Origin of the sequence: Marinifaba aquimaris (assembly GCF_013328345.1) — a bacterium.
GTDB lineage: Bacteria > Pseudomonadota > Gammaproteobacteria > Enterobacterales > Alteromonadaceae > Marinifaba > Marinifaba aquimaris.
In genome coordinates this window covers 18460-43029 of the sequence record NZ_JABULX010000031.1, presented here as the reverse complement: position 1 = coordinate 43029, position 24570 = coordinate 18460, and the positions used below count along the sequence as shown (strand labels likewise).

The 24570-nt window shown below is 39.4% G+C and carries 19 protein-coding genes and 2 pseudogenes; 8 read left to right on the top strand and 13 right to left on the bottom strand.

Annotation, left to right across the window (positions count from 1 at the left end; all coding sequences use genetic code 11):
- Positions 1–53 precede the first annotated feature (53 nt).
- The 3 genes from HR060_RS16090 to HR060_RS16080 all read right to left on the bottom strand — a co-directional run bounded on the left by HR060_RS16090 (position 54) and on the right by HR060_RS16080 (position 2384).
- Complete coding sequence (locus tag HR060_RS16090; protein WP_174201318.1) at positions 54–1052, bottom strand: metal-dependent hydrolase; 999 nt, start codon at positions 1050–1052, stop codon at positions 54–56.
- A 247-nt stretch (positions 1053–1299) separates the two neighbouring features.
- Positions 1300–1992 (bottom strand): cytochrome c biogenesis CcdA family protein, encoded by a 693-nt coding sequence (locus HR060_RS16085; protein ID WP_174201317.1) that lies wholly within the window; start codon positions 1990–1992, stop codon positions 1300–1302.
- Positions 1992–2384: a thioredoxin family protein gene (locus HR060_RS16080; protein ID WP_174201316.1), complete on the bottom strand. Its 393-nt coding sequence runs from the start codon at positions 2382–2384 to the stop codon at positions 1992–1994. Before HR060_RS16080 ends, HR060_RS16085 begins: the two co-directional genes overlap by 1 nt.
- Positions 2385–2742: 358 nt before the next feature.
- On the opposite strand from HR060_RS16080, the gene HR060_RS16075 reads away from it, so the two are divergent.
- Together HR060_RS16075 and HR060_RS16070 are read left to right on the top strand one after the other, a co-directional pair.
- Positions 2743–3438, top strand: coding sequence for a cytochrome b/b6 domain-containing protein (locus HR060_RS16075; RefSeq protein WP_174201315.1), 696 nt, complete (start codon positions 2743–2745; stop codon positions 3436–3438).
- Positions 3439–3456: 18 nt separating this feature from the next.
- Positions 3457–3924, top strand: coding sequence for a c-type cytochrome (locus HR060_RS16070; protein WP_174201314.1), 468 nt, complete (start codon positions 3457–3459; stop codon positions 3922–3924).
- Between the two features lie 129 nt (positions 3925–4053).
- Here the strand turns inward: HR060_RS16070 and HR060_RS16065 are convergent, their stop codons facing one another.
- Positions 4054–4887, bottom strand: a complete 834-nt coding sequence (locus HR060_RS16065) for a sulfite exporter TauE/SafE family protein (protein ID WP_174201313.1) — start codon at positions 4885–4887, stop codon at positions 4054–4056.
- Positions 4888–5082: 195 nt separating this feature from the next.
- Between HR060_RS16065 and HR060_RS16060 the strand changes: the two genes are divergently transcribed.
- The gene (locus HR060_RS16060) at positions 5083–5967 is read left to right on the top strand and encodes a LysR family transcriptional regulator (protein WP_174201312.1); all 885 of its coding nucleotides are present in this window, start codon (positions 5083–5085) and stop codon (positions 5965–5967) included.
- A gap of 82 nt (positions 5968–6049) precedes the next feature.
- Here the strand turns inward: HR060_RS16060 and HR060_RS16055 are convergent, their stop codons facing one another.
- Both HR060_RS16055 and HR060_RS16050 read right to left on the bottom strand, forming a co-directional pair.
- Entirely contained in the window at positions 6050–6466 is a 417-nt protein-coding gene (locus tag HR060_RS16055; RefSeq protein WP_174201311.1) for a phosphate ABC transporter substrate-binding protein, read from the bottom strand.
- A gap of 11 nt (positions 6467–6477) precedes the next feature.
- Positions 6478–7665 carry a porin gene (locus HR060_RS16050; RefSeq protein WP_174201310.1) on the bottom strand — a complete coding sequence of 396 codons (1188 nt, stop codon included), beginning with the start codon at positions 7663–7665 and terminating at the stop codon, positions 6478–6480.
- 481 nt (positions 7666–8146) lie between these two features.
- On the opposite strand from HR060_RS16050, the pseudogene HR060_RS16045 reads away from it, so the two are divergent.
- Positions 8147–9350, top strand: a pseudogene (locus HR060_RS16045) (IS256 family transposase).
- Between the two features lie 359 nt (positions 9351–9709).
- Here the strand turns inward: HR060_RS16045 and HR060_RS16040 are convergent.
- Positions 9710–12376 carry a hypothetical protein gene (locus HR060_RS16040; RefSeq protein ID WP_174201309.1) on the bottom strand — a complete coding sequence of 889 codons (2667 nt, stop codon included), beginning with the start codon at positions 12374–12376 and terminating at the stop codon, positions 9710–9712.
- A 40-nt stretch (positions 12377–12416) separates the two neighbouring features.
- Entirely contained in the window at positions 12417–12932 is a 516-nt protein-coding gene (locus HR060_RS16035) for a hypothetical protein (RefSeq protein ID WP_174201308.1), read from the bottom strand.
- Positions 12933–13105: 173 nt separating this feature from the next.
- Between HR060_RS16035 and HR060_RS16030 the strand changes: the two genes are divergently transcribed.
- The 3 genes from HR060_RS16030 to HR060_RS16020 all read left to right on the top strand — a co-directional run bounded on the left by HR060_RS16030 (position 13106) and on the right by HR060_RS16020 (position 16452).
- Positions 13106–14596, top strand: a complete 1491-nt coding sequence (locus HR060_RS16030) for an EAL domain-containing protein (RefSeq protein ID WP_174201307.1) — start codon at positions 13106–13108, stop codon at positions 14594–14596.
- Positions 14597–15220: 624 nt separating this feature from the next.
- Positions 15221–15904 carry a hypothetical protein gene (locus tag HR060_RS16025; protein WP_174201306.1) on the top strand — a complete coding sequence of 228 codons (684 nt, stop codon included), beginning with the start codon at positions 15221–15223 and terminating at the stop codon, positions 15902–15904.
- A 389-nt stretch (positions 15905–16293) separates the two neighbouring features.
- A complete protein-coding gene (locus HR060_RS16020) occupies positions 16294–16452 on the top strand; it encodes a hypothetical protein (RefSeq protein WP_174201305.1) in 159 nt (52 codons plus the stop codon).
- A 156-nt stretch (positions 16453–16608) separates the two neighbouring features.
- Here HR060_RS16020 and HR060_RS16015 read toward each other — a convergent pair.
- From HR060_RS16015 to HR060_RS15995, 5 genes and pseudogenes are all read right to left on the bottom strand, one after another.
- Positions 16609–17097, bottom strand: a pseudogene (locus tag HR060_RS16015) (IS3 family transposase); the annotation flags it as partial.
- A 278-nt stretch (positions 17098–17375) separates the two neighbouring features.
- Positions 17376–20273, bottom strand: a complete 2898-nt coding sequence (gene gcvP / locus HR060_RS16010; protein ID WP_174201304.1) for an aminomethyl-transferring glycine dehydrogenase — start codon at positions 20271–20273, stop codon at positions 17376–17378.
- A 137-nt stretch (positions 20274–20410) separates the two neighbouring features.
- Positions 20411–20800 (bottom strand): glycine cleavage system protein GcvH, encoded by a 390-nt coding sequence (gene gcvH / locus HR060_RS16005; protein ID WP_174201303.1) that lies wholly within the window; start codon positions 20798–20800, stop codon positions 20411–20413.
- A gap of 215 nt (positions 20801–21015) precedes the next feature.
- Positions 21016–22095, bottom strand: coding sequence for a glycine cleavage system aminomethyltransferase GcvT (gcvT, locus tag HR060_RS16000; RefSeq protein WP_174201302.1), 1080 nt, complete (start codon positions 22093–22095; stop codon positions 21016–21018).
- Between the two features lie 390 nt (positions 22096–22485).
- Positions 22486–23244: a methylenetetrahydrofolate reductase gene (locus HR060_RS15995; protein WP_174201301.1), complete on the bottom strand. Its 759-nt coding sequence runs from the start codon at positions 23242–23244 to the stop codon at positions 22486–22488.
- 214 nt (positions 23245–23458) lie between these two features.
- On the opposite strand from HR060_RS15995, the gene HR060_RS15990 reads away from it, so the two are divergent.
- Entirely contained in the window at positions 23459–24547 is a 1089-nt protein-coding gene (locus tag HR060_RS15990; protein ID WP_174201300.1) for a diguanylate cyclase, read from the top strand.
- Positions 24548–24570: the final 23 nt, after the last annotated feature.

Here is a 24570-nt window from a genome sequence, read left to right as displayed (position 1 = left end):
AAGTGCAATTAACACACAATGCAAGCGGCTTAATATACACTTTTTACCTTGAGTTAAATTTGAACCTCTTCAGACCAAATTCGTCGCCAGACGGTATTTAATATACTTAAATCCCTTTCAGGCGCTAACTGCTCAGCATCAATCGTTATCAATGAATCACCTTGGATTTTTGCAACAGCAAATTGAAAAACATAATCGGGCTCTAAGCCCATTCTCAAATCGCTAATGATCACTTGTTCGTCTTGTTGCTTAACCGCATAAAAGCCTTTACTAAACCATTGTAATCGCGCGATAGACCAATCGCTCGACATTCCACTTAACAAGTTTTCATCACTTATAAAAAAAGCGTTATCACTGGGTAGTTGTTTATCAAAAACGGAGTAATAAACCTCGTAATACCCCTTGTCTGTTTTCGCAATACCGCGCCAAAGTAACGTATTAAAAGGTGCAGGTGTACTAAAGAGCGAGTAGTTTTCAACCCCCTGCTCTTTTAAGCCCTGATGCATTTTTTCATCTACATATACTTTTGCGCCAATCGACCAGCTCAAATAAAGCGAACTTAACCCTACCCCCCAAAGGTTCCACTTTTCTGTACCAGTGCTGCGCTTGATCAGAATGGCAATGAGGCCGACTAAAAGCGGTACCGTATAAAGAGGGTCGATAATAAATAGGCTCGACCACGTCATCGGTGTTGAGAAGAAGGGCCAGAAAATCTGCGTGCCATAGGCGGTGAAGCTATCAAGCAGTACATGTGTTGCAAATACTAAATAGACCATCATCCACCAGCGCCGTTTCAGTGAGTCAGGTTGTTTGTGTATTTTCATACCCAACCAAGCAACGAGCGGAGTCAAAAGTGCCAAAACGAAAAGTGAATGACTAAAAGAGCGATGATAAGTGAAATCGGCCACCGCATTTCCCATAGGGATAAATACATCTAGGTCAGGGATAGTACCGCAAATACCGCCCCACAACATCGCTTTATTACCAAGTTTTTTACCCAGTACAGCTTCACCAACGGCAGCTCCGAGTGCAAATTGGGTCAAACTATCCATTCTCTGTCCTTTTCATTTGTCTTGTGGGTTGTACCAAGTAACGCCCAGGTAACGATCATATTTGTACCAATTAAAGCGATAAAAACGATGGATATACGGCAGTTTGATAATTCAGGGCGATAAAACATCCCATCTATAAAGAAAATTTTGAGAAAAGGTCTTAGAAAGGCTTAAGAAATATAAAAAAAGCCAACACAAAGTTGGCTTTTATCTCATTGAATCATCGAAACATCAAAGATAGAGCAGCTTAAATAGATGTTACCCAATCAGGTAGAATTTCCAGTGCCCAAGTTTCAAGAACTCTATCAAGGCCCGTGATAATCACTAAAGCCAATAAAATCAGCGTGCCCCCTAAGATGTACTTGCCAAATTGTCCGACATTTCGAATCGTTGCGAGCCGTTTCCCTGAATAATAGCCAATTAAAACAAGAGGGATGGCAGTACCAATTCCAAAAGCCATCATCACGACAAAAGCCATTGCCATGCTTTCACCCGTTGAAGCCAAAGCTATGGCCGTTCCTAATGTCGGTCCTACACATGGTAACCACACTAGCCCTAGCGAAGTACCAATGACAAATTGCATCCCTGCAGAACTGCCCTCAACTTGGACATTCCCCGCTTTACTGGTGAGTTTAGATAATTGAAAGGCTAACCAATCGGATAATTTAGGGATCACTAAACTCAGTCCCATAAAGAGCAAAAGCGCAACAGAGAAATGGCGCAACCATTCAGTAGAAATACCTGAATTAAGTAGCACAAATGTCAGTACTGTTCCGGCAAGTGCAAACGCAAGGCTTATTCCTAACGCTAAGGTGACTAATCCCCATTTAGATGATTGCATCGCTGATGCCGATACAGCCGGTATCATAGGCAGAACACAAGGTGATATTAAACTTAAAATGCCAGCCATCAAGGCCAGCGGTATAGCGGTAAACCCCATTACTTTTGCTGTTCCGCCTGGCGAAGCTTTTTAAAGATTTTATTTTTGTTCGTTTCTGCAACCGAAAACCAGAGCTTTTCTGTACCCTGATACAAGACTAAAGTCGATTGTCTTGGCGCTCTAAAATGCGTTACCCAATCTTTTTGGTCATCAAAGTTAACTTTTAGCACTTTTAACTGACTAGTTGGATATTGCTGAAAATACTTATCGAGTATTTTTCCCTGCTTTTTACACGTTGGACACCAAGTGGCATACACATCAATTAACACCAATTCATTGTCCGCTTGGTATTTATTAAATAACACCTCTGTAAATGCTTCTTTGCCGGCATGAGCCGATAAAGACCACAAAGAAAAAAGGGCAAAAAATATAAAGTATGTTGTTTTTTTCATTATTTGAACTCTTAACTAAAAATGAAATATCGCGATATCTCTATGTTTTGATTAGGTAATATCAGCGCAATGAGCGAGATCAACAAGCACAATGAATATGCACCGTGCTAGACCAATCACTAGACTCATTAACTAGACCGTATTGAATGGAAAAAACTTTCTCAAAAGCGCGTACTAAATCGTCTATATAATACGACTGACGGCCGCTTTGTTTATCAGGTGTAGTTTTTATCTGACACTGTTAAGTGCCCAATTAACCTAACTTTAGGATGGTTAGGTTTGTTTCGTCTTGGGGGATGATGCTATTTTATCGCCCTTAGTATTTTTGAATATCAACAAGGTATGAGTAACTCTTAAAATGAAATCGCAACACTTAATTTGGGATTTACCGTTACGGCTGTTTCATTGGCTGTTGGTATTAACATTCATTGCACTGTGGGCAAGTGCAGAAATGGGCAGTGAATACATGCAATACCACATGTATGCTGGGTACTTTATGCTGTTTTTATTAACGTTCAGAGTCGTTTGGGGAATTGCGGGCACAAAGCACGCTCAGTTCTTAAGCTTTTTCCCAACACCTGCAAGGTTGAAAGCGTATTTAAAACCCAGCGAAAATATCGCTAAGCGCGAGCCTGCGGGCCATAACCCTCTAGGCGCTATGATGGTATTTGCGATGATCTTACTACTGTTTACTCAAGCAGTTAGTGGACTCTTTATTACTGATGATGTTTTTTCATCAGGCCCTTATTATGGCAGTGTAGGTGGTGACCTGGAAACGCTTTTCAACCGCCTTCACGACATATGTTTTACCTTGATACAGGCTTGTATTGCTCTGCATTTAGTCGCTCTGGCGTTTTATAAATTTACCAAAAAGAAAAGCTTAGTGCAGGCGATGTTTACGGGTAAAAAGTCATCTGCGGATGTAAAAAAAGAAGATGCCATCAATAGTTCTAAGCTCGTTACTGCAATCGTGCTAGCGATTATTGTTGCCGTCTTTGTATATTGGCTGGTCGTGATAAACGCACCAGTTATCGAAGACTATTATTATTACTAAAACAAGATAGGAAGTATTATGAAACTTACTGTTACTTCGTTATTACTCGCTGGACTTGTTACTTCAGCCACGGCTTTTGCAAAACCTGCAGCAAATGAAAAACACGCAAACTGGGCGACTAAAGTTCGCCAAGCTAACTTCACTTTATTAGGTCACAACATGGGCCCTATTGGTGGCATGCTAAAAGGTAAAGTTGAGTTCGACGCACAAGTTGTAAAAGACAAAGCAACACGTATCAATGAATTAGCAAAAATGATTGCTGATACTTCGAGAGTAGATACCTCTAAATTTAAAGTAAAAACAGAAGCACTTGCCAATATCTGGACAGATAAAGCAGATTACCAGCAAAAGATTGATGCGTTGGTTACCGCTTCTGAAAAAGTAAGCCAAATTGCTTTAACCGCACCTAAAAAAGATGTGTTAAAAGCCATGGGGAAGATTGGTCAAAGCTGTGGTTCATGCCACGACAGCTATAAAAAAGACTAGTAAATGCTGAACGATTGGTTATCTCTGACCTGATGATAGTCAATTGGATAAAGCGATATTATTGTCTGAGTTAAACGCATTAAAAAAGCCCCTGTATTGGTTCAATACAGGGGCTTTTTGTTAACAGGATTACGATAAAAACAGTTGGGCCAACATACGTAAACCAGTGATAAGTAAAACGACAGCAAAAACTTTCTTTAATTTAGCCGCATCTAACTTAGCCGCAATAGAAGCACCAACAGGAGCAAATAACACCGTCAGCGGTACAATACAAATAAAGCCTACAAAGTTAACAAGACCGAGTGTACCCGCAGGTGCATCAGCAGGCGTACTACCTAAAGCCAGCATGGTTAAAGCCCCTGGTAAAGAGATGATCAAGCCAATTGCAGCAGCGGTACCCACCGCTTTGTGTGCTGGGTAGTTGTAGGCTGTCAGCAATGGCACAGAAAGCGTACCGCCGCCGATGCCAACCATAGCGCTAAAAAAGCCAACCGAAGAGCCCATCACACCTTGTCCGCCCTTACCAGGTAGTTGTTCAAATAATGCCGACTTACCTGTTCTAAATAGCATGTTAAGCGCAGATAACGTGGCAATCACGCCAAATAAAATGGTTAACAACGTGCCATCTACTCGGGTGACTAACCAGCTACCAGCTAACACGCCAATTAAGATAAACAACGACCAACGCTTGAGTAAATCAAAGTCGACATTACCTTTTTTGTTGTGAGATCGAATTGAGCTAATAGAGGTAGGGATAATTGTCGCAAGCGATGTTGCCGTGGCAACTAACATGGCTGATTCTGGCGATACGCCAAAACTTTGGAATAAGAAAAATAAAACAGGCACGATAACGATACCGCCACCTACACCTAGTAAACCAGCCAAGATACCAGCAAATATCCCAGTGCCAACTAAAGCTAAGAAAGTCGGCAAATTATTCGTTATAAATTCAATGATGTTCATTAATGATCACTTCTAATTGTTCTTGTTAACTGAAGTTGCTAGCGCATTTACTAAGCCGTTAACGTTAGATCGGTTTTTTCGTATTTTAGTTATCGGCGGCGATTGTAACGCCACTTGTTTGATGAATAAAAGTGATATAATTTCATTGTTCAATGAATAAATCTCATCATTAAAGCAAAAGACAGGAGGTATCTGATGTTAGAGAGGATTCACTTAGAAATACTCACTGCAATTAAAGAACACGGAACCCTAACCAAAGCGGCAGATTCACTGCATTTATCGCAATCGGCTCTGAGCCATAGTATTAAAAAGTTAGAGAGTTTAGTTGGCACCAGTATTTGGAAGAAAGATGGGCGTAATTTGCGTCTAACCGCAGCGGGAGAGCGAATCCAAACATTAGCTAACCGAGTACTACCTCAGTTTTTGCATGCGGAGTTATTGCTCAATCAAATAGCAAAAGGTGAAATGGGATCGCTAAGAATAGGTATGGAATGCCACCCTTGTTATCAATGGTTACTCAAAGTGGTGCAATCATACTTAGAAAAGTGGCCTGATATTGATATTGATGTAAAACAAGAGTTTCAGTTTGGCGCACTCGGTGCACTTTTAAGTTATGAAATTGATGTACTTATCACCCCAGACCCACTCTACAAACCCAAAATAGAATACATCCCCGTTTTTGATTATGAGCACAGACTCGTGGTATCGAGCGAACACGACCTAGCCAAAAAAGAATACGTACTACCAGAGCAACTTGCAGATCAGGTTCTGTTTAGTTACCCAGTAGAGCCTCAACGACTGGATATTTTTAGCCAGTTTCTAAACCCAGCTAAATGCTCGGTTAAACAACACAAGATCATCGAAACAACTGAGATTATGCTACAAATGGTCGCAGCTGGTCGTGGCGTTTGTGCCCTGCCCGGTTGGCTGGTAGATGAATACTCGAAAACCATGCCGATAAAAAGCGTTCGCTTTGGCGAAAAAGGGATCAGCAAACAGATATTCATTGGTATCAGGAAAGACGATAGCCAGGTGGACTACCTTAACGACTTTATTGAACGCGCTAAAACAACAAACTAAACCAATAAAAAAGGCAAGCCTAAGCTTGCCTTTTTATCTTTGTCTTTAAATTAACTTCAAAATAACCTGTAACTCATCAATACTAAAACGTAGCGACAACTCTAACGTCTTCGGTTACTTTAGCTGAGTCAATGAACGCAATAACACTTTCATCTGATTTGACTAACTCAATCACAGCCTCACTTGACTCCAGCTCTTTAGGTGGCACCCCAACGCCAGTGAATAAAGCTTTAGACCAGTATGCTTTTAGTTGTGCAGCGCTTTTTCCCAATACTTGTTTATAAAACTCACCAGTAATAGGGTCTGTTGCTGTTAAACCGGCAGTTTTTAAACTAACGCCTGAAGGAAATGCTTTAATTTTATTCAAATACATCCTTTTAATAGTCGCCTTGTTGAGTTCACTGCTATTACCTTTATTGACAATCACTGCTACCTCAGCAGCAGCAAAGTGGGAAAATACCAGAAAAATTACAAATACAGCTGTTTTGTATAAATACATAGCACTCTCCTTTAAAAAACAAAATCAATACCGGCAACAACAACACTATTGTCATCGCCAGATAGATCGTGGTTAGTTTGAGTATATTCGAGCTTATATGCTATCCCCAGATGAGCTTCATATCTAAGGTGTATTCCCTGAGCATCATACTCATCATCTTTAAATAATGCGTCAGTAGAGCCAATTAGAAATGCATTTACATTTGGGTCAGTTGAATTGGCATGCTCATAATCAAATGAGTAACTAACATCCTCATGAACAAAAGAGAGTGTAATATCGCCGAAGTTATAAGAAACAGCAGCGTAATACGCCTCATTTTCTTCAAATAGTGAATCATCAATATCATAAGCGGCATATTCTAAATTAAATATCCAGCTTTCATATTCAGCGGTTATACCGGCTGAATAATACAAAGAATCATCTTCATCTACATATGCATCTTGCATGTTGTAAACGTAAGAATTTGTCACTGGTGAAAACACTTGATCGCCATCAACGCGATAACCTGTCAACGTATAAATTAACTGCTGACCTAGTGCTGAGTTAATATCTAATGTTGTTTCAGCCGATACCACCCCAGCATAAGCAGAAAACCATTCATAACTATACTCAGCTGAAAATTGAATAATATTATTAATATCGATGTCTCGTTGTTGGCCTAATACTGCTACTTCACCATCAAATGCCCCCAACGAGCCTTTCAGGGTTAAATCGCCATCGCCTAAAAAAGTAGAATGTGCAACGCGGATCCCTTCAATAATATCGAATTCTTGACCTGCATATATGGAGATCGGCATTCGAGTATAATTGTGACTGTAACCTATGTCTTGGGTATCAGAGTGTCTAAAATAAGGCAAAGCAAATCGACCAAATGTGATCACTGTTTCTGGTTGAATTTGGTAATTCAAGTAGGCCCAACGAGCTTCTATGTCGTAATCTTCATCCCCTGCTGCTCTCATTACTAAGGTAGCAGACCAAAAATCATTTAAGTTAGCTTTAGCTTGAATGGCAAATAATGACTCATTTTTAAAGTCTACGTTATCATCATAGCCAAAACTTGGAGAGGCCGAATCATCATCCGTTTCAATTCCTCCTCTAATAGAACCATAGCCACTAAAATTAATATCAGTGGCAAATACTTTTAATGAAAATAACATCAAAATACATAACATCGTGGTTTTAAATTGTGATGTTTGCATAAATATCCCTCAATTAATGTGATTGGTTATACACGTATTGTTATTACGTGAATCGTTTTTTAGCTGGGGCTCTGCTATTTATCAGTAAAGATTAAAGTAAGAAAAAGACAATGCAGTAAATCGTAAAAATGTATTACACAAACATGAGGTGTGATGTGTTCTGTCTATAGCGCAGTAGGTTTTTTGTCACTCTATAGTGTCAAATACGCCATTTATTCACGGTGGATGACGTTTTAAATCACAAGTTGTAGCTTTTTTATAAGTACTATTGAGACAAAGAGAACAAATAGAAATCAACACAACAAAACGAAACTAACAACCAAAATAAAGCCGGCTACTTAACTAGTTTTATTTGATTTATCAGCGATAAATTGGGAATTTTAGACTTTAGGTGAATGTGCCACGAGGAGGAGAAATAAAAAACAATTAATGTTAAGAAACCAGTGTCATTTCAGTAATATTAAGAAAACAGGGATGATACATGACTCAATATTTCGACTTCAAGAAAGCATTAGCTGAACTTCAATCTGGTAAAGGGTTAATCGGTGAAGATGGTGTTTTAACGCCGCTGATTAAACAATTAATCATAGCCGCATCTAAAGCAGAACTAGAGCAACATCTAGATTCAAATCAACAACCTAACTGTAAGAATAGTATAAGTAAGAAAACGGTTAAATCATCCGTAGTTCAGTTTGAACTTAAAATACCAAGAGATAGAACGGGTTCATTCGGGCTTCAGCTCTTTAAGAAAAAATCAAACCAAGCTAAATGCTGAAATCGACCAGAAAACCTTATCCATGTTTGCGCTCGATATGAGTTATCGAGATATTCGAATCCACGTTCAGGAAATGTATGGCATTGAAACCTCAGAAGCTACAATTAAGAGCGTAACAGACCAGCTAATACCTGAGCATAAGGTGTGGCAATCAAGCAGCCTAAATAAGCTTTGCCCATTTATCTGGCTTGAAGCTATTCATTATAAAATCAAAGAAAGTGGCCAATACGTTAGCAAGGCTGTTTATACAGTACTTGGAATTAATATCGAAAGTAGCAAGGAATGACTTTGTCTATATGTATCAGAAAGCGAAGGCGCTAATTACTGGCTATCTTTGTTAACTGATTTACACAATCGTGGTGTATGTGATATTTTTGATTGCCCATATTGAGGGGCTTAAAGACTTCCCTGAAGCTATTGGCCCTTCTAGCCTGAAACGGAAGTTCAGCAGTGTGTTATTCACCAAATAGTAATTCAATGAAATACGTAACCTCTAAACATCAAAAAGTATATAGCTGATTTAAAACCTGTTTATCGTGCAGTTACCAAAGATGTAGCCGAAGCAGCATTAGATGAGTTAGAAGATAAAAGAGCCAAGTTATATCCCATCGTTATCAATTCCTGGCGTCGCAAATGGACTAACCTATCGGTTTACTGTAAATACCCTGATTACCTGCGAAAAGCCATCCATACAACCAATGCTATTGAAGCTGTGAATTATCAATTTATGACATTAACCAAAACTAAAGCCGCATTACCAAATGAAAATAGCTTGATGAAGTTATTATATGCGAACATATTGAATGCTTCGAAGAAATGGACAATGCCAATTCACAATTGGAATCTTACATTGTCGCAATTAGCCATCCAATTCGAAGGTAGATTAGATGGCATCCTAGATACCGACTAACTCTAGTTTACGCAAATGGTAGCTTTTACGCATATATAATATTTTTTCTTCGATGATTGGGTCAACACGAGTAGCTGGTATTTAAGGGCATGGCTCGGAGTTAATCAGACCAGCTTAACGTTTAGCCGCATAATCTTTTTTCCATAGATAAAAGGTATCTCTGGATATCCTTTAGCAACGATAGGCTTTACTGACGTTTCTGGTTTCTTTTACTTGTTTTAATACCTTAAGCTTACGCTAACTTCTTTTTCTTTTTTTGCTCATATGAAACCTAAAAAATAGCGAAAAAACCATCTTAAGGTATGTCTTTGTTAAAAGCTGAGCATCTAAAATGCAATTAAAACAGCGTAAAATAATCGTCACTTGAACACGTTAACAATATCTTGAGCAACCTTTTTAGCTGCGGATGCGACGATTTTTTCAAAGTTCTTTTCAAAGTTGCTCACGGTAACGTGATAAACGTGATGTCTTTTGTGAACAGTCACATCAATGGTTAAGATCGTATCATCGCCTTCTTTGCCCAATGTTGTTATACCTTTAAGTGAGCCAGAAACTTCTATCTTGTTAATTGTTAGAACTGATGGGTCATCAAGTTTTTTCAGGGCGCTAGCCACACCGTTGTCGGCGTCCTTTATCCCTTGTAAAAACCCTTTTGCTGCTGTTAACGCAAGTTTTGCTGTTTTTAGCTCAGCTGTTAAGGACACTACTTTGGGTGCTGAATCAACAGGGACAATTTTTACCGTTTTCTTGGCTTGTTCCAACGCCCAATTAGCTGTTTTTAATGAGGCCTCTTCTGCAGCAACAGCTGTTTTAACTGCCGCCTCTTTTGTACCGTCTTTAGCTGATTTTCCCAATCGAAGATGCTTGGCATCTTTTCTTGCTTTCTTGTCTAGGTCATGTTCCTTCTTTTTGTTGTAAGCGATAGTTTTTTTAAGTTTGTCTACTTTATTTTTTGCACTATTAATTTTTTTCGTGGCATGATCAAGCGCAGATTTTGCATCCTTTTTCGCTTTCGCTAACTGCGTGTTAAGTGAATCAACGCTATGTTGTTTTTTAGTCAAGTCATGCTGTGCGTCCGTTAACTTCTTGTTAGCTGACTTAAGTCCCTTAACTGCCGAAGAAACAGCTTTATGGAAAATTTTGGTGTAGTTAGCAGCTAAAGTGCCATCAAAGGACAAGTCGTCGCCTGATTGAAAATCTAAACCTTCTGATTCAACGCTTATTTCAGCCTCAAAGCTCTTGCCAAATTTGAGGTCTGAATATAGCGAAAATTTGTGAGGTTCTATGTCGATACTGTAGTCTTCTTCTACATTTTTAAATAGGCTCATATCACCACTAAAGGCAAATTTAGGTTCGACATTTGGACCTGCTTGTATTGCCAAAGAAGCATCTTTTAATCTCATCGGACCTACCTTAAAGGGCGAAACCTCACCATTCACGGACAACCCTTTGGTCGAAGCATAGCCGCTCGCACTGGCCACTGATTTTCCTTTTACCAATAATGTACCTTTTAGCGCTAATCCTGAGCCTTCGATATTCAGCTCATTCTCCAAATCCGAGGGTAAAGTGGAACCCGGAGTCATAAATGCAAAAGCAACATCTTGAAACTCAACATCCATATGAGGGAAACGTTTTTTTTGTTTAGCATGTTTATTGGCAAAATTTGTTATGTTGTTGAAATCAACTTTGTTCACTTCTCCAGCTATAGCGAAAGCTGAAGGCAGCCCGAGTGCCTCCGGAGATAGAACCAGATCAATGGCCCCACGTATTTTTTCGCTGCCAATCATTACTGTACCGTCAATGAGCGTATCGAAACTACCAGATTCATTAATCCCCATAGACAAAAATGGGTTCTCAAGGGTTAATCCTCTAATGCCCGCTGCATTTTTCCAGTCACCACTCATTGCACCCGCTACTTGCACTTCAATATTGGTGTCTGATTCTTTTAGTTCAAAGTCGACATCGAATGCTAACTTGTCTTTACCTTTTCCCTGAGACAGCAATACTGCCGTTCTAAAACCGAGCCCTGCTTGCTCTTTTGATAATTCAATGAAAAATTCTACGTGAGCATTATCGATCTTCAACGGACTGAAGCCGTGATTGCTTGGTGTGTCAATGGTGACAGCCATCTTGAGTTCTGTATCAGCACTAAACATATTTTTAATATCGCCATCTATCTCGAGGCTATCGTTTGCTAAACCAAGAGAATACAGTGCAGATTTAACCTTTTTAGAGGTCGATTCAGGGTCAAAGGTTGCGGATATAGTAACTTCAGATTTTGTTAACGTTAGCTGTGCACTAGGCAACGCTATGTCTTTGAGGAAACTGTGTTTGTGCCCGGTCAATTTACCTAGCGTTATCGCATTGGCAAACTCCAGACTCATTTGCCACTCATCAGCTTCCTGGTCACGTGAAATTTCACCATTGGTCGTTTCATCAAGAAAATTAATTTCGCCAGCAAGGCTGTTAAGTGTGAAGGTCGGTTTTGCTAAAGTTATTTTGTTGATGCCTTGGATGTGCTTAAACTCACTAATTCTGCCAAGTGACAGTTTTGAATCAGGCAAGGAAAAACTAAAATCGGTAATTTTTTTTTCTTCAACCGTCAGAGCAACAGATACATAAATTGGTTTGTTTTTTTTCTTAAGTACGCCGCCTAGTTGGCCTTCAAGGCTGACGTCAAATTCACCAGCTGCAATTTTCAGGTTTAGTGTTACATTCTCAAGGTTGAGGAAGCTCAAACCAAATGCTCGATCCCAGTTCAGAGGTGTATCTTCGTTTGTAATAAAGACGAATGTCTTATCTTGCAGGGCATCAGCGTCAACGCTACCACCAAAAGTTAGCTTTTTACCTCCCATTGCCTTAGGCATTTTTAAAGTAATATTATTTGTTGTAGCATCAAGAAATACAGGGAGTGTTGAAACACCAGCTTCTTTCAAGCCTGATTTTACATCAACACTGTCAGCTAAAGCCGTCATGTTATTGAAAAGTAGTAAGATGAAAAAATATTTTAATACTGACCTGAACATAATATTTCCCTCTTTTTCTATCGATTTTTCACAACTTCAACTAATCGTCTTCTGATGAGGCGTCACTATCGTCGCTTTTTATATTTTCATTCGTCTGAACCGTGGCTCCTGAACTTGTGTCTAACGCATCGGTGATCTTTATAGTGGTATTACCAGCTTCAGTCGTCCATACATTTCCAACAAGTGTCAAGGTCTTTTCGTACAGTGCTTGCGCTTCAACTTTGGTTAGATTGAAATTTGCTGTGAACTCACACGTCCGATACATCAACTCTCTGGTCATCAACAAAACAGGGGTTCTGCCTGACATTTCGACATCATTCGCTGAGTTTTGGTTTCGGATAGTTTCGCTTGCACCGCTCGTAAATGTCCCACTTACCCCATCGTTAGAACCTTGATCAAACGCTGCATCAGCAGACGTTTGTGAGCAAACGATGTAATTATTTGATTTAGACCGCACGAAGGTATGATTAATAACTGCAGTTGTCGCCAAGGTGGAGTCTTCTTGAATGATAACTTGGTGGGGAATTGGCGCATAAACACTTGAGCAACCTATCACTGAGCTGCCCAACAGCAATAATATTATCATTTTTGCCATTTAAAAAGCCTCTTAATATTTACTTTTAATAACCTTAAGTATGCTTACTTACTGCAGTTTGTCCATTAGGTTATTATGCACTAAATTAAGAAATTAATGTTGTGCTATTGATGTGATACCAAAGGGTGAAAAATATGAATAAAATACTGCCAATGATATTTTTATTCGTCTTCATTATATGCATGGCCAGTGTTAGCAGCTTCAATAATTTTTACGCCAAAGGTGCTTTAGAGCGTGATACTGAACAAATATTATACGAATTCCATGATACATTAATCACCGCTCATAACGTGCTAGAGCAACTTCAAATAATGTCTAATGACCAATGTAGCGATAAACTTAAGGGGCAACTAGAACGCACTGTTTTCGAGCAACCAGCCATTAGACTGCTTGGTGTCTGGAAAGATGGGGACATATTTTGCAGTAGTGCTGGTATTCGAGAAACACTGGAACCTAACAGTACTCATCGACTTGGCGGTGAATACACGCTTGGCATGGGCAGTCACGGAGATAAACATAGGGACCTCCTTTTGATTCGCAATGTTGGAAACTTAAGATACTTTGCTAACTTAACCCCATTTTTAATTAATCACTTAGCAGAAGAGGCATGCAGAGATTGTTTGGCTTATCTGATTAAGATTAAAGGGGAGCCTGATGTTCTTTTTTCAGGAAAAAAACTTATGCAAGCACCTCATATGGAATTGAATTCATACAGAAAAGAGGGGGTTCTCGATATAGAATTACGCCTAGAAGCAACCAGAGACTTCTTTGAATACTACAAAGAAGTTAGTTTAATAACTTCAATTACTTTCGCATTGCTCGTTAGCTCGTTTTTAACATTCTCTGCTCATAAATTGTTAACAGTGCGTCAATCTCTCTCCCGCATTATCAAAGACGGTATTAAGTATTCTGAGTTTGTACCCTTTTACCAACCAATTGTCGACAGTCGAAATGGAGACCTTTTAGGTGCTGAAGTTTTGGTTCGATGGCAAAAAAAGGATGGTACTGTCATTCCTCCATACCAATTCATACCTTATGCCGAAGAGAGTGGCTTGATCATAGATATCACACGGCAACTTGTCGATAAAGTTATCAAAGACATTAAAGTGTTGGGTTGGGATAAGTCTAAAAAATTTACCAGCATTAATATTGTCGCAGAACACTTGGATAACGCCGACCTTTTCGAACAAATTTCAACGCTTTTGGAGCAAGAGAATATCAGTCCCAAGTGCATAAGTTTAGAGATCACCGAAAGGAAACAAATTCCCGATTTAATTCAAGCTAGGAAAGAGCTTGAAAAATTTTATTCTCTTGGTATTAACTTAAAATTAGATGATGCAGGCACGGGTTATGGAGGCTTCTCTTATGTTCAAGAGTTAGGCATTGACACGCTAAAGATTGACAAAATGTTCGTAGACACCATCAATAGTGATGACTTAAAACTGTCTGTACTAGACGCTATTGTTGCATTCTCTGTGTCTTCAGGTTTAAAAACAGTTGCAGAAGGTGTTGAGAATGAAGAGCAAGTTGCCTATTTGGCAGAGCGAGGTGTATATACCATTCAAGGGTATTTCTATGCTAAACCCATGCCACTGGAAGATTTAGTTAAGTGGCAGATGAATTAGGAAATGCAGCTCTAATATTATTCAACTTTGAATTGTGTAAATAGGGGGTAAACTAAACGCTGCTCTCCAATTCTTTGTCTGCAATTTTTGTTCGCAGCAGCACCAAAGCGTCGATATTAATTGAACCGCTCAGGAAAAACTTAGCCATCAAAGGGTGCAAAATAGAAATGGTAAAGCAAAAGGGCACAATCGCATTGCACCGAGCACAAAGTTTAAAGTTTTTTAATGACTAAAAGAATTTAGTCGATTCAATCGCCTAAAATGCTAAATGCTAAATGCTAAATGCTAAATGCTAAATGCTAAATGCTAAATGCTAAATGCTAAATGCTAAATGCTAAATGCAAAATGCAAAATGCAAAATGCAAAATGCAAAATGCTAAATGAAATAGAGATTAAATTAGGAACCTAAAGGCGGGTATCGAGTGGCCAATCTACTTCTGGTTGATAGTAGCCAGAAGTTTCGTCCAACCTAATAGCCACAACGGGAACTAAAAGAAGTTTAAAAGTTAATATCGGAATGAATTATGCAAAGATAGTTTGCTTATTGCGTCTGTAGTTTGCTCTTCTCGATCGGGTTTGACAAACACAACGCTGTTTTCAACTACTCATATTTTGGAGCTAATCATGAAACAATTACTTTTTGCGATAGCTGTTTTGATATTTACGATTTCAGATACCAGCGAAGCAGCCATTATTAATTGGGACTTTAAATTTGAAGTAACCAATATGAGAAGTGATTACCCTCAACCAGCGGAAATAGGTGACATTTTCGAAGGTTCATTGAGTTACAGTTATAGTGGACAAGCAAACTATCTTGGTATGACGGCAAACTTTGTCCTCGACTATTTGTTTATTGATATACCGCTTTTAAGCAGTAGTGAATGGCTGGCTTATGATCATAAAAGCTTAAGTCTGTATTATGATTACGACGACAACTCTGGCCGATTTGACACCTTTGTTGCTTCATGGTTTGATATTCCAGACTCAATGGGGAACTACATTTATGGAGAAAGTATTAATCTACTCCATACGTTTGAGGCTAATGAAGCTGATGTAACTGATTTCACAGAGCCTTTTGATGAGTGGCATCTTATTCCGCTAAGCTCAATAGTTGTTGGCTACATTAGACATATAGAAGACACTGCTCCGATTGATATTAGTGGTGTTGCCACAGAGTTCAATTTACGCACAGTTGAGGTTTCAGAACCCCACTTTATGACGATTGTGTTTATATTATTACTAATTTTAATAAAATCTACAAAACAGCACAGTATGTCTTCTGCAATCGCACTTACAAAATCCAGCTAAATACTGGAAAAAACTGATTAGCCATTTCTGCCTATGCTGAAGGTTGCTCTTACATTTACGTTAACGGGTTTCCGAAATTCATCATTGGGAATAACTGTTATTTTGATTACTTTAATTTGCTTTAATCAGACAAGGCACTTTCATAATGGAATATCACCCAATTATTGAGCTATTTAATGATAAAACATACAAACAAAACTTATGAGTTTGAATATTTAGGCCTCGGCTGACACATTGTTTATATTTGCAATGTGTTAGTTGAGGTATTAGATGAATAGAAAAGAAGAACAAGAAGTCAGGCGTAAGCTTAAGATATTGAATCACGCAATAGAAACCAGAAATGTCAGTAAAACTTTTAGGTATTGCGACATCCAGAGATACCTTTTTCGATGGGAAAAAGATTGTGCGCTGAAGGTGAAGCAGAGTTAATCAACTCTATGCTGCACCCTGAAAATCCAACTATTCGTGTTTACCCAATCAACGAAGAAAAAATCTTATACTTGCGTAAAAAATATCATTTGGGCAAGCTCAAATTAGTTGGTATTTAGCTCGTTATCTGAGGCTTAAAGTATCTATCTCAGGCAATTGTAATCCCCCCTATATTTAACAGCACTTATTAGTAGAAGATTCTATAAACTAAAAGTAAGGAGTTTTCTATGCGAAAGTCTAAATACAGTGTGATCTTCCCCTGAATTCGTAGACACCTAGCTTTCCGGTTTGTATCGGACTTCAAACTTTTCAGGGGACTGATGGCCAAGATGGCTATGCAATCGAACTCGATTGTAGAAGACTTCTATATAATTAAACAAGTCTGCTCTGGCCTCATCCCTAGTAGCGTATATTTTTCGCTTCACTCGTTCTGTTTTAAGAGAATGGAAGAAACTCTCCGCAACCGCATTATCCAAACAGTGTCCACGCCGATTCATACTGCTGGTCAAGTTATTAGCCTTTAAAAAGGCTTGATAGTCGTCGCTGTTATATTGACTACCTTGGTCACTGTGTATGATGACATTGGATTTAGGCTGTCTGCGCCAAACTGCCATTAATATCGCTTTGATGACAATTTCTCGTTTCATCGTTGGTTGCATTGACCAACCAATCACTTTGCGAGAAAACAAATCGACAACGACAGCGAGATACAACCAACCTTCATACGCTTTGATATACGTGATATCAGTAATACCTAGTCTATTGGCGACATCCTAAATTGAGTAACCGTTATCGATAACCTGACGAACCGCTTCGTCTTTAAATTCTTGGGGAAATTTATTTCTCATAACACCTTCTATCTTACTTCAATTTCAAAATAAAAGATGTCTAGTTATTCAGGGGAAGATCAACTATCTAAAATAAAAAAGCGAGCTAAATAGCTCGCCTTTTACTTAGTTTTTAACAGCCAGTCACAATCTTAATTAAAGCCACAAACTTCATTAAAATGGTCACAAACTTTATTGTTAATCACCAGCAAGACTCACTCTTCAGCGTAACTTTCTGTACTTGGGCAAGTACATACTAAGTTTCTATCACCATATACGTCATCGATGCGATTAACTGTTGGCCAGAACTTGTTGGTAGCAGCTTGTGCCGTTGGGAAGACCGCTAACTCACGCGAGTAATTGCGTGACCAGTTAGCATCCACTAAATCAGCCATAGTGTGTGGTGCATTGTGAAGTGGGTTATCTTCAAGTGTCCATTCACCGCTTTCTACTTGTGCGATCTCTTTGCGAATAGCAATAAGTGCATCAACAAAACGGTCGATTTCAGATAATGGCTCTGATTCAGTTGGCTCAACCATTAATGTACCCGCTACTGGGAATGACATTGTTGGTGCGTGGAAACCATAGTCCATTAAACGCTTTGCCACGTCCATTTCTGTGATGCCAGATGCTTCTTTTAACGGACGTAAGTCGATAATACACTCGTGTGCAACTTTATCGTTTCGACCTGTATATAAGATTGGGAAGTGCTCTTCTAAACGCTTCGCCATGTAGTTAGCACTTAAAATAGCAACCTGTGTGGCTTTGCGTAAACCTTGACCGCCCATTAAAGCGATGTAAACCCAAGAAATAGGTAAGATACCTGCACTGCCCCAAGGCGCTGCAGAAACCGCACCATTACCTGATGTTGTTTGATCAACATTAATCACAGGGTGATCAGGTAAGAAAGGTGCTAAGTGTGATTTCACACCAATTGGGCCCATACCTGGACCACCACCACCGTGTGGAATACAGAATGTTTTGTGTAAGTTTAAGTGAGAAACGTCTGAACCGATAAAGCCAGGTGATGTTACACCCACTTGTGCGTTCATGTTTGCACCATCCATATACACTTGACCACCATGAGCATGCACAAGATCACAGATTTCACGAATAGTTTCTTCGTAAACACCGTGTGTTGATGGGTAAGTGATCATGATACAAGATAAGTTTTCAGATACTTGCTCGGCTTTTTCGCGCAAGTCATCCATATCAACGTTGCCTTTAGCGTCACACTTAACAACCACCACTTTCATACTCGCCATTTGCGCAGAAGCTGGGTTGGTACCGTGGGCTGAGCTTGGGATCAAACAAACATTTCTGTGCGTATCGCCGCGGCTCTCATGGTATTTTTGAATAGCTAATAAACCTGCGTACTCGCCTTGTGCACCTGAGTTAGGTTGCATAGATAAAGCATCATAACCTGTTGCTTCCACTAACCAGTCAGAAAGCTCAGTGATCATTTGTTGATAACCTTTAGCTTGGTCAACAGGTACAAATGGGTGCAAACTAGCAAATTCAGGCCAAGTGACAGGAATCATCTCAGCCGTTGCATTTAGCTTCATCGTACATGAACCTAAAGAGATCATTGAATGATTAAGTGCTAAATCTTTGCTTTCTAAATGCTTGATATAACGAAGCATTTCAGTTTCTGAATGGTGAGTATTAAAGACTTCGTTGGTTAAGAAGTCTGACTGACGTACTAATTCAGCAGGAATTGAGCTAATTGACTCAGAGGTAATTTGTGCATCGATGGCATCGATATCTAAACCGTGACCTTCACCGATTAATACATCGAATAATTGAGCGATATCGCTAGCTGATGTTGTTTCGTCAACTGAGATACCGATTTGACCGTCTAAGTCAGTACGGAAGTTAATTTCATTCGCTAGCGCTTTTTCAACTAACGCTGATTTTTTATCACCAACATTAAGCGTAATGGTATCAAACCAAGTGTCGTGTGCTAATTCAAAACCTTTTGCTTGTAAGCCCGTTGCTAAGATAGTTGTTAAACGATTAACGCGTTGAGCAATTTGCTTTAAGCCTTCAGGACCGTGGTAAATAGCGTAAAACACCGCCATATTGGCTAGTAATACTTGCGCTGTACAGATGTTTGAGTTCGCTTTTTCACGGCGAATATGTTGCTCACGTGTTTGCAATGCCATGCGCAGTGCTTGGTTACCGCGTGTATCTTGAGAAACACCGATAATACGACCTGGCAATGAACGTTTGAATTTATCACGTGTTGCAAAAAATGCTGCATGTGGACCACCGTAACCTAATGGCACACCAAAACGCTGTGATGATCCTAATACAACGTCTGCCCCTAACTCACCTGGCGCTTTTAAAAGCGTAAGAGAAAGGATATCAGCGGCAACTGATGCAATGCCTTTCTTTGCTTGTACAGCGGCAATTAAATCAGTTAAGTCAGTGATTTCACCCGTTGTGCTTGGGTATTGGAATAAAGCGCCAAATACATCGGCATCTGCTGCATCTTTTGCAGGCGCAACTAGTACCTCAAAACCAAACATTTCAGCACGTGTTTTAACCACATTGATTGTTTGAGGATGTACATCGTCAGCAATGAAATACACGTTCGATTTTTTGTTTTTACTGACGCGTTTAGAAAGTGCCATCGCTTCTGCGGCGGCTGTACCTTCGTCTAATAGAGAAGCGTTAGCCATTTCTAAGCCTGTTAAATCAACAACCATTTGTTGGTAGTTAAGTAAAGACTGTAAGCGACCTTGAGCGATTTCTGGTTGGTAAGGTGTGTACGCAGTGTACCAACCTGGGTTTTCCATAACGTTACGCAAGATAACGTTTGGTACTAGCGTATCGCTATAACCCATACCAATGTATGACTTGTATAATTTGTTTTGGCTAGCAACTTGTTTTAAGTAACCTAAAACAGATTCTTCGGTTTGTGCGTCGCCAATTTGCATTGGCTTTTCAAGTAAGATGTTCTCAGGCACAGTTTGTGCGATAAGTTCATCTAAAGACGTTGCACCTAATGTGGCTAACATGTGTTGTTGTTCAGCTTCATCAGGGCCAATGTGACGCTGTACAAACGCGTCATTGTTTTCTAATTGCTGCAAAGACAAATTATCAGTCATTTAAATTTTTCCTCAAATCACTGAAAAAACACTTTGTTAAGATAGTTAAAGTGTCTTACCAGTAAAACAAAAACCCCGAAGCGCATGCCTCGGGGCTTAGTCAATCAATTAGCGCTAAGCGCTATGTGCTTTGACGATTATTCTTCGTCAATTGCACCTTCGTAACCTTCAGCGTCTAGAAGTGACTCTAGTTCGCTGACGTCTTCTAATTTTAATTTGAATAACCAACCGTCGCCAAAAGCGTCAGAGTTGATTAATTCTGGTGAGTCTTCTAAATCTTCATTGATTTCGATTACTTCACCTGAAACGGGTGCATATACATCAGATGCTGCTTTTACTGATTCAACTACAGCTACATCGTCACCTGTTGCGAATGTATCACCTTCATCAGGTAAGTCGACATGTACTAAGTCGCCTAATAAATCTTGAGCGTGCTCGGTAATACCGATAGTTACTACGCCATCACCCTCGTGACGGATCCATTCGTGTGTGCTTGTATATTTTAATTCTGCAGGAATATTGCTCATTATCAGATCCTTTCAACTGATTTCGAATACTTAAACATGGCTGCTTTTATTTTAAACCATGTGATTCAAGTTACATAATGCTTATGTTGCCATTCATTGGGTTGTAATAATGTGAAACAACTCTCAATTTTTTTGAAAAACAACAATTTTATCTAATTAAATCAAAAAGCTAGGCTCTAGTTAAAAGCCTAGCTTAATAATGGGTTTGCCAAAAACTATAGTACAGATTTACCGTTGCGAACAAAGTTAGGCTTAACGACTTTTACTTCCACACCTTTTTTGCGCATTTCAACAACAGCAGTATCACCAATCGCTTTTGGAACACGTGCCATTGCAATACTGAAACCTAATGTTGGTGAGAAAGTACCAGATGTGATCACACCTTCACCCGCGTCGCACGTTACTTTTAAGCCAGAACGCAATACGCCTTTAGCTTCCATCACTAAACCGACTAGTTTCATATCGTTAGTTTCACGAATCGCTTCTAACGCCTGACGGCCAACGAAGTTACGATCAGCTGGTTCCCATGCAACTGTCCAGCCCATGTTTGCCGCTAATGGGTGAATCGTTTCATCCATATCTTGACCGTATAAGTTCATACCGGCTTCTAGACGTAAAGTATCACGTGCACCTAAGCCACATGGTAGTACGTCAATATTTAATAATTGTTGCCATAAATCAGCAGCTTGTTCGTTGCTAACGATAATTTCGTAACCCGCTTCACCTGTGTAGCCAGTCGTAGCAATGAATAACTCTTCTGCTTGATGACCAAAGAAAGGTTTCATATCAGCAATGATGGCTTTTTGATTATCGTTTAAAAGCGATTGTACTTTTGCTTGTGCATTTGGACCTTGCACTGCGATCATTGATAAGTCATCGCGAACCGTCAATTCAACGTCAAAACCTTCTGCTTGTTTGTTTAACCAAGCTACGTCTTTTTCGCGAGTAGCTGAGTTTACAACTAAACGGTAATCATCTTGTGCGAAGTAATAAACGATTAAATCATCAATAACGCCACCTTCTTCATTCAGCATGCCTGAATAAAGCGCTTTACCCTTTACCGTTAATTTAGCCACATCATTAGCTAATAAATGACGTAAATACGCTTGAGCTTGTTCGCCCTTCGCATCTACGATTGTCATATGAGAAACATCAAACATACCTGCATCGGTACGAACAGCATTATGTTCATCAATTTGAGAGCCATAACGAATTGGCATATCCCAACCAAAGAAATCGACCATTTTAGCGCCAGCTTCTAAGTGCTTAGCATGTAAGTTTGTTTGCTTTGTCATAGTTAGCCTTATTTTATGAAGGATGATTGTGCGGCTGATTACTTGCTCTATTTAAAGAATAAGTAGGCATAATTTGCCGCGGATTATACTTGAGTGAATTTAAAATGCACGATTGACACAGAATCTAGACAATAAAAAGTGGAAAATGTTTTAAACAAAAGCGGATAAGTTGGCAAACAGCTGTAAAGTTTTCGTAACTAAACTGCTTATTTAATGTTTGAGTTTACACCTAGTATTGAACTTATCCGTTTATCTGAATGCGAACTTTAGATGATTTGACTGCAGCTAAAAGTGAGGATGGTAAGTTAACAGCCCAAAATAACGGGCGTTTAAAAAGCAAAAAAGCACCCGTAAAGGTGCTTTTTTATGATAGAGGTTGAGTGCTGTTAATTAAACAATGATATCACTCATTACTTTAGAAACAGGACCAAAATAGCGTTCTAAATCGATGCGAATTGGCATGAAATATACGTGAGACCCGGTTTTAGCACAGTGCTTTAATACTTGTGTCGTAAAATCGATGTTCCATTGATATGAACAATCAAAGCTTTCTGGAAAAACAACGTGATTCATTCTTTCCCAATACGCTTGAGATTTTTCTGTCACTACAGGTGAAACACCCCAGAAGGTTTTTTCTGGTGGTAAAAAGTCAGAGTAAACTTCTAACAAACGCAAATCAAAGAAAGGTTGAGAGAGTACATAATCACAGCCAGCATCAAACTTTTTAAAGATGTATTCTTTTTCTTGTTTAACGCTGCTTCGATATGGGTCAAATCCACAGTAAATATCAATATCAGGGAAATCGTTTCTGATGTCTCTAATTAGGTCAATCACATCAGTATCGTAAACTCGGTGCGACATATCCGGTGGTGGATCGCCCGACACAATTAACACCTTATCTAACTCATACGCGTGAATTAGCTTTTGTAAACGTTTTTCCGGTCGGTTGAAATCAATTGCGCGAATGTGCGGAATAAAGTCAAACTTTGAACGATCAATAAAGCGATTACCTTCCCAGCTGCGAATGGGTAAACGCAGTAAATCAGGAATATTAATAGTATTGACCTGAGGGAGTGCTTTATTAATAAAATCGATTTGTTCCTGAGTCGCCTCTTCTGTTCTTGGAACGACTTCAAAAGACACTTTCATTTTATTCATTACCTTTTGATTGGTGAATAATAAGTTTAATCACTTTCTATTCTAAAGAAATCGACTTGATTAGGATAGTATGAAATCTTCAACTTGATCTTGAATAGAGCTAATTTTGCCAACTAGGTTCAAGTTTTTGCCTATTAAGTGCTTTATATTACCCACTAAATCAGTCTAATATGCACCATGGAAGAATAATAAAGGATTATTTATTTTGCCACACTCATCTGTTCTCGATCCCAACTCACCTGAGAGTAAACGATTAAAAGGGCTCAACTTTTCAAAGCGCTTGTATTTACCAAGAGTCGCAGGTTTAGGCTTAGGCTCCATTTGTGTCGCCTCATCTTTGTATGAACAACAAGCCAGCTTTAGCTGGTGGGCAGTACTCTTTTTCGTCGCTTTTATTTGGCCACACCTGGCTTACTTTCGTGTACAAAAGCATCCCAAACCCAGGCAAGCTGAACTAGATAACTTTCTTATTGACTCTTTTTTTGGTGCCATGTGGCTACCCGTGATCAGCTTTAACATACTACCCAGTGCAATTATTGTCGCTATGTTGAGCTTCGATAACTTGGCGTCTGGCGGTCCTAAGCTTTTTTCCAAAGGCTTAGTGGCACAAGCCTGTGGTATTGCACTTGGTATTGGCCTTTACGGCTTTAACATCACAGATACCACTAGCCAGTTACAAATCTATGCGTGTTTGCCTATGCTCATTGTCTACCCTTTGTTTTTGGGGTACTTAACACACTCATTATCTACTCGACTTTCGGATCAAAACCGCAAACTAAAACACTTAAGTGTGACTGACGGTTTAACTCAAACGTTTAATCGCAGACACTGGGAATCACTTGTACAAGCCGAGTTTTTAAGGGCCAATCGCGCTAAGCTCTGCTCAAGTATTCTCATGTTAGACCTTGATGATTTTAAGCTGATTAACGACAAATACGGCCACTTAGTTGGTGATAAAGCCCTGCAGTTAGTAGCCAGTACAATTAAAGACAATATTCGCCGGAGCGACTTTTTAGGCCGATATGGTGGAGAAGAATTTGGTATTTTGCTAACAGACACTACACCTGAATGCACATTAAAACTGGCAAACAAGTTACGCCGAGCTGTGGAGAGAATAGACTTGATCGATTTATGCCCTTCTCCTTTGAGTGTCAGTGTAGGTATTTCAACAATCCACCCACAAATGGCAGATTACAGCCAGTGGATGAACGCTGCTGATATGGCGTTATATCAAGCTAAGAACAATGGCAAAAACCAGTGTATTGATGCGAACAGCCAATTAATGCAGTTATAAAAAAAGGGCCTTTAGGCCCTTTT

Bases quoted from the DNA above. Each gene is read 5' to 3' on its own strand.
- HR060_RS16090 (WP_174201318.1), bottom strand. From the start codon at position 1,052: ATGGATAGTTTGACCCAATTTGCACTCGGAGCTGCCGTTGGTGAAGCT.
- HR060_RS16085 (WP_174201317.1), bottom strand. From the start codon at position 1,992: ATGGGGTTTACCGCTATACCGCTGGCCTTGATGGCTGGCATTTTAAGT.
- HR060_RS16080 (WP_174201316.1), bottom strand. From the start codon at position 2,384: ATGAAAAAAACAACATACTTTATATTTTTTGCCCTTTTTTCTTTGTGG.
- HR060_RS16075 (WP_174201315.1), top strand. From the start codon at position 2,743: ATGAAATCGCAACACTTAATTTGGGATTTACCGTTACGGCTGTTTCAT.
- HR060_RS16070 (WP_174201314.1), top strand. From the start codon at position 3,457: ATGAAACTTACTGTTACTTCGTTATTACTCGCTGGACTTGTTACTTCA.
- HR060_RS16065 (WP_174201313.1), bottom strand. From the start codon at position 4,887: ATGAACATCATTGAATTTATAACGAATAATTTGCCGACTTTCTTAGCT.
- HR060_RS16060 (WP_174201312.1), top strand. From the start codon at position 5,083: ATGTTAGAGAGGATTCACTTAGAAATACTCACTGCAATTAAAGAACAC.
- HR060_RS16055 (WP_174201311.1), bottom strand. From the start codon at position 6,466: ATGTATTTATACAAAACAGCTGTATTTGTAATTTTTCTGGTATTTTCC.
- HR060_RS16050 (WP_174201310.1), bottom strand. From the start codon at position 7,665: ATGCAAACATCACAATTTAAAACCACGATGTTATGTATTTTGATGTTA.
- HR060_RS16040 (WP_174201309.1), bottom strand. From the start codon at position 12,376: ATGTTCAGGTCAGTATTAAAATATTTTTTCATCTTACTACTTTTCAAT.
- HR060_RS16030 (WP_174201307.1), top strand. From the start codon at position 13,106: ATGAATAAAATACTGCCAATGATATTTTTATTCGTCTTCATTATATGC.
- HR060_RS16025 (WP_174201306.1), top strand. From the start codon at position 15,221: ATGAAACAATTACTTTTTGCGATAGCTGTTTTGATATTTACGATTTCA.
- HR060_RS16020 (WP_174201305.1), top strand. From the start codon at position 16,294: ATGGGAAAAAGATTGTGCGCTGAAGGTGAAGCAGAGTTAATCAACTCT.
- gcvP (WP_174201304.1), bottom strand. From the start codon at position 20,273: ATGACTGATAATTTGTCTTTGCAGCAATTAGAAAACAATGACGCGTTT.
- gcvH (WP_174201303.1), bottom strand. From the start codon at position 20,800: ATGAGCAATATTCCTGCAGAATTAAAATATACAAGCACACACGAATGG.
- gcvT (WP_174201302.1), bottom strand. From the start codon at position 22,095: ATGACAAAGCAAACAAACTTACATGCTAAGCACTTAGAAGCTGGCGCT.
- HR060_RS15995 (WP_174201301.1), bottom strand. From the start codon at position 23,244: ATGAAAGTGTCTTTTGAAGTCGTTCCAAGAACAGAAGAGGCGACTCAG.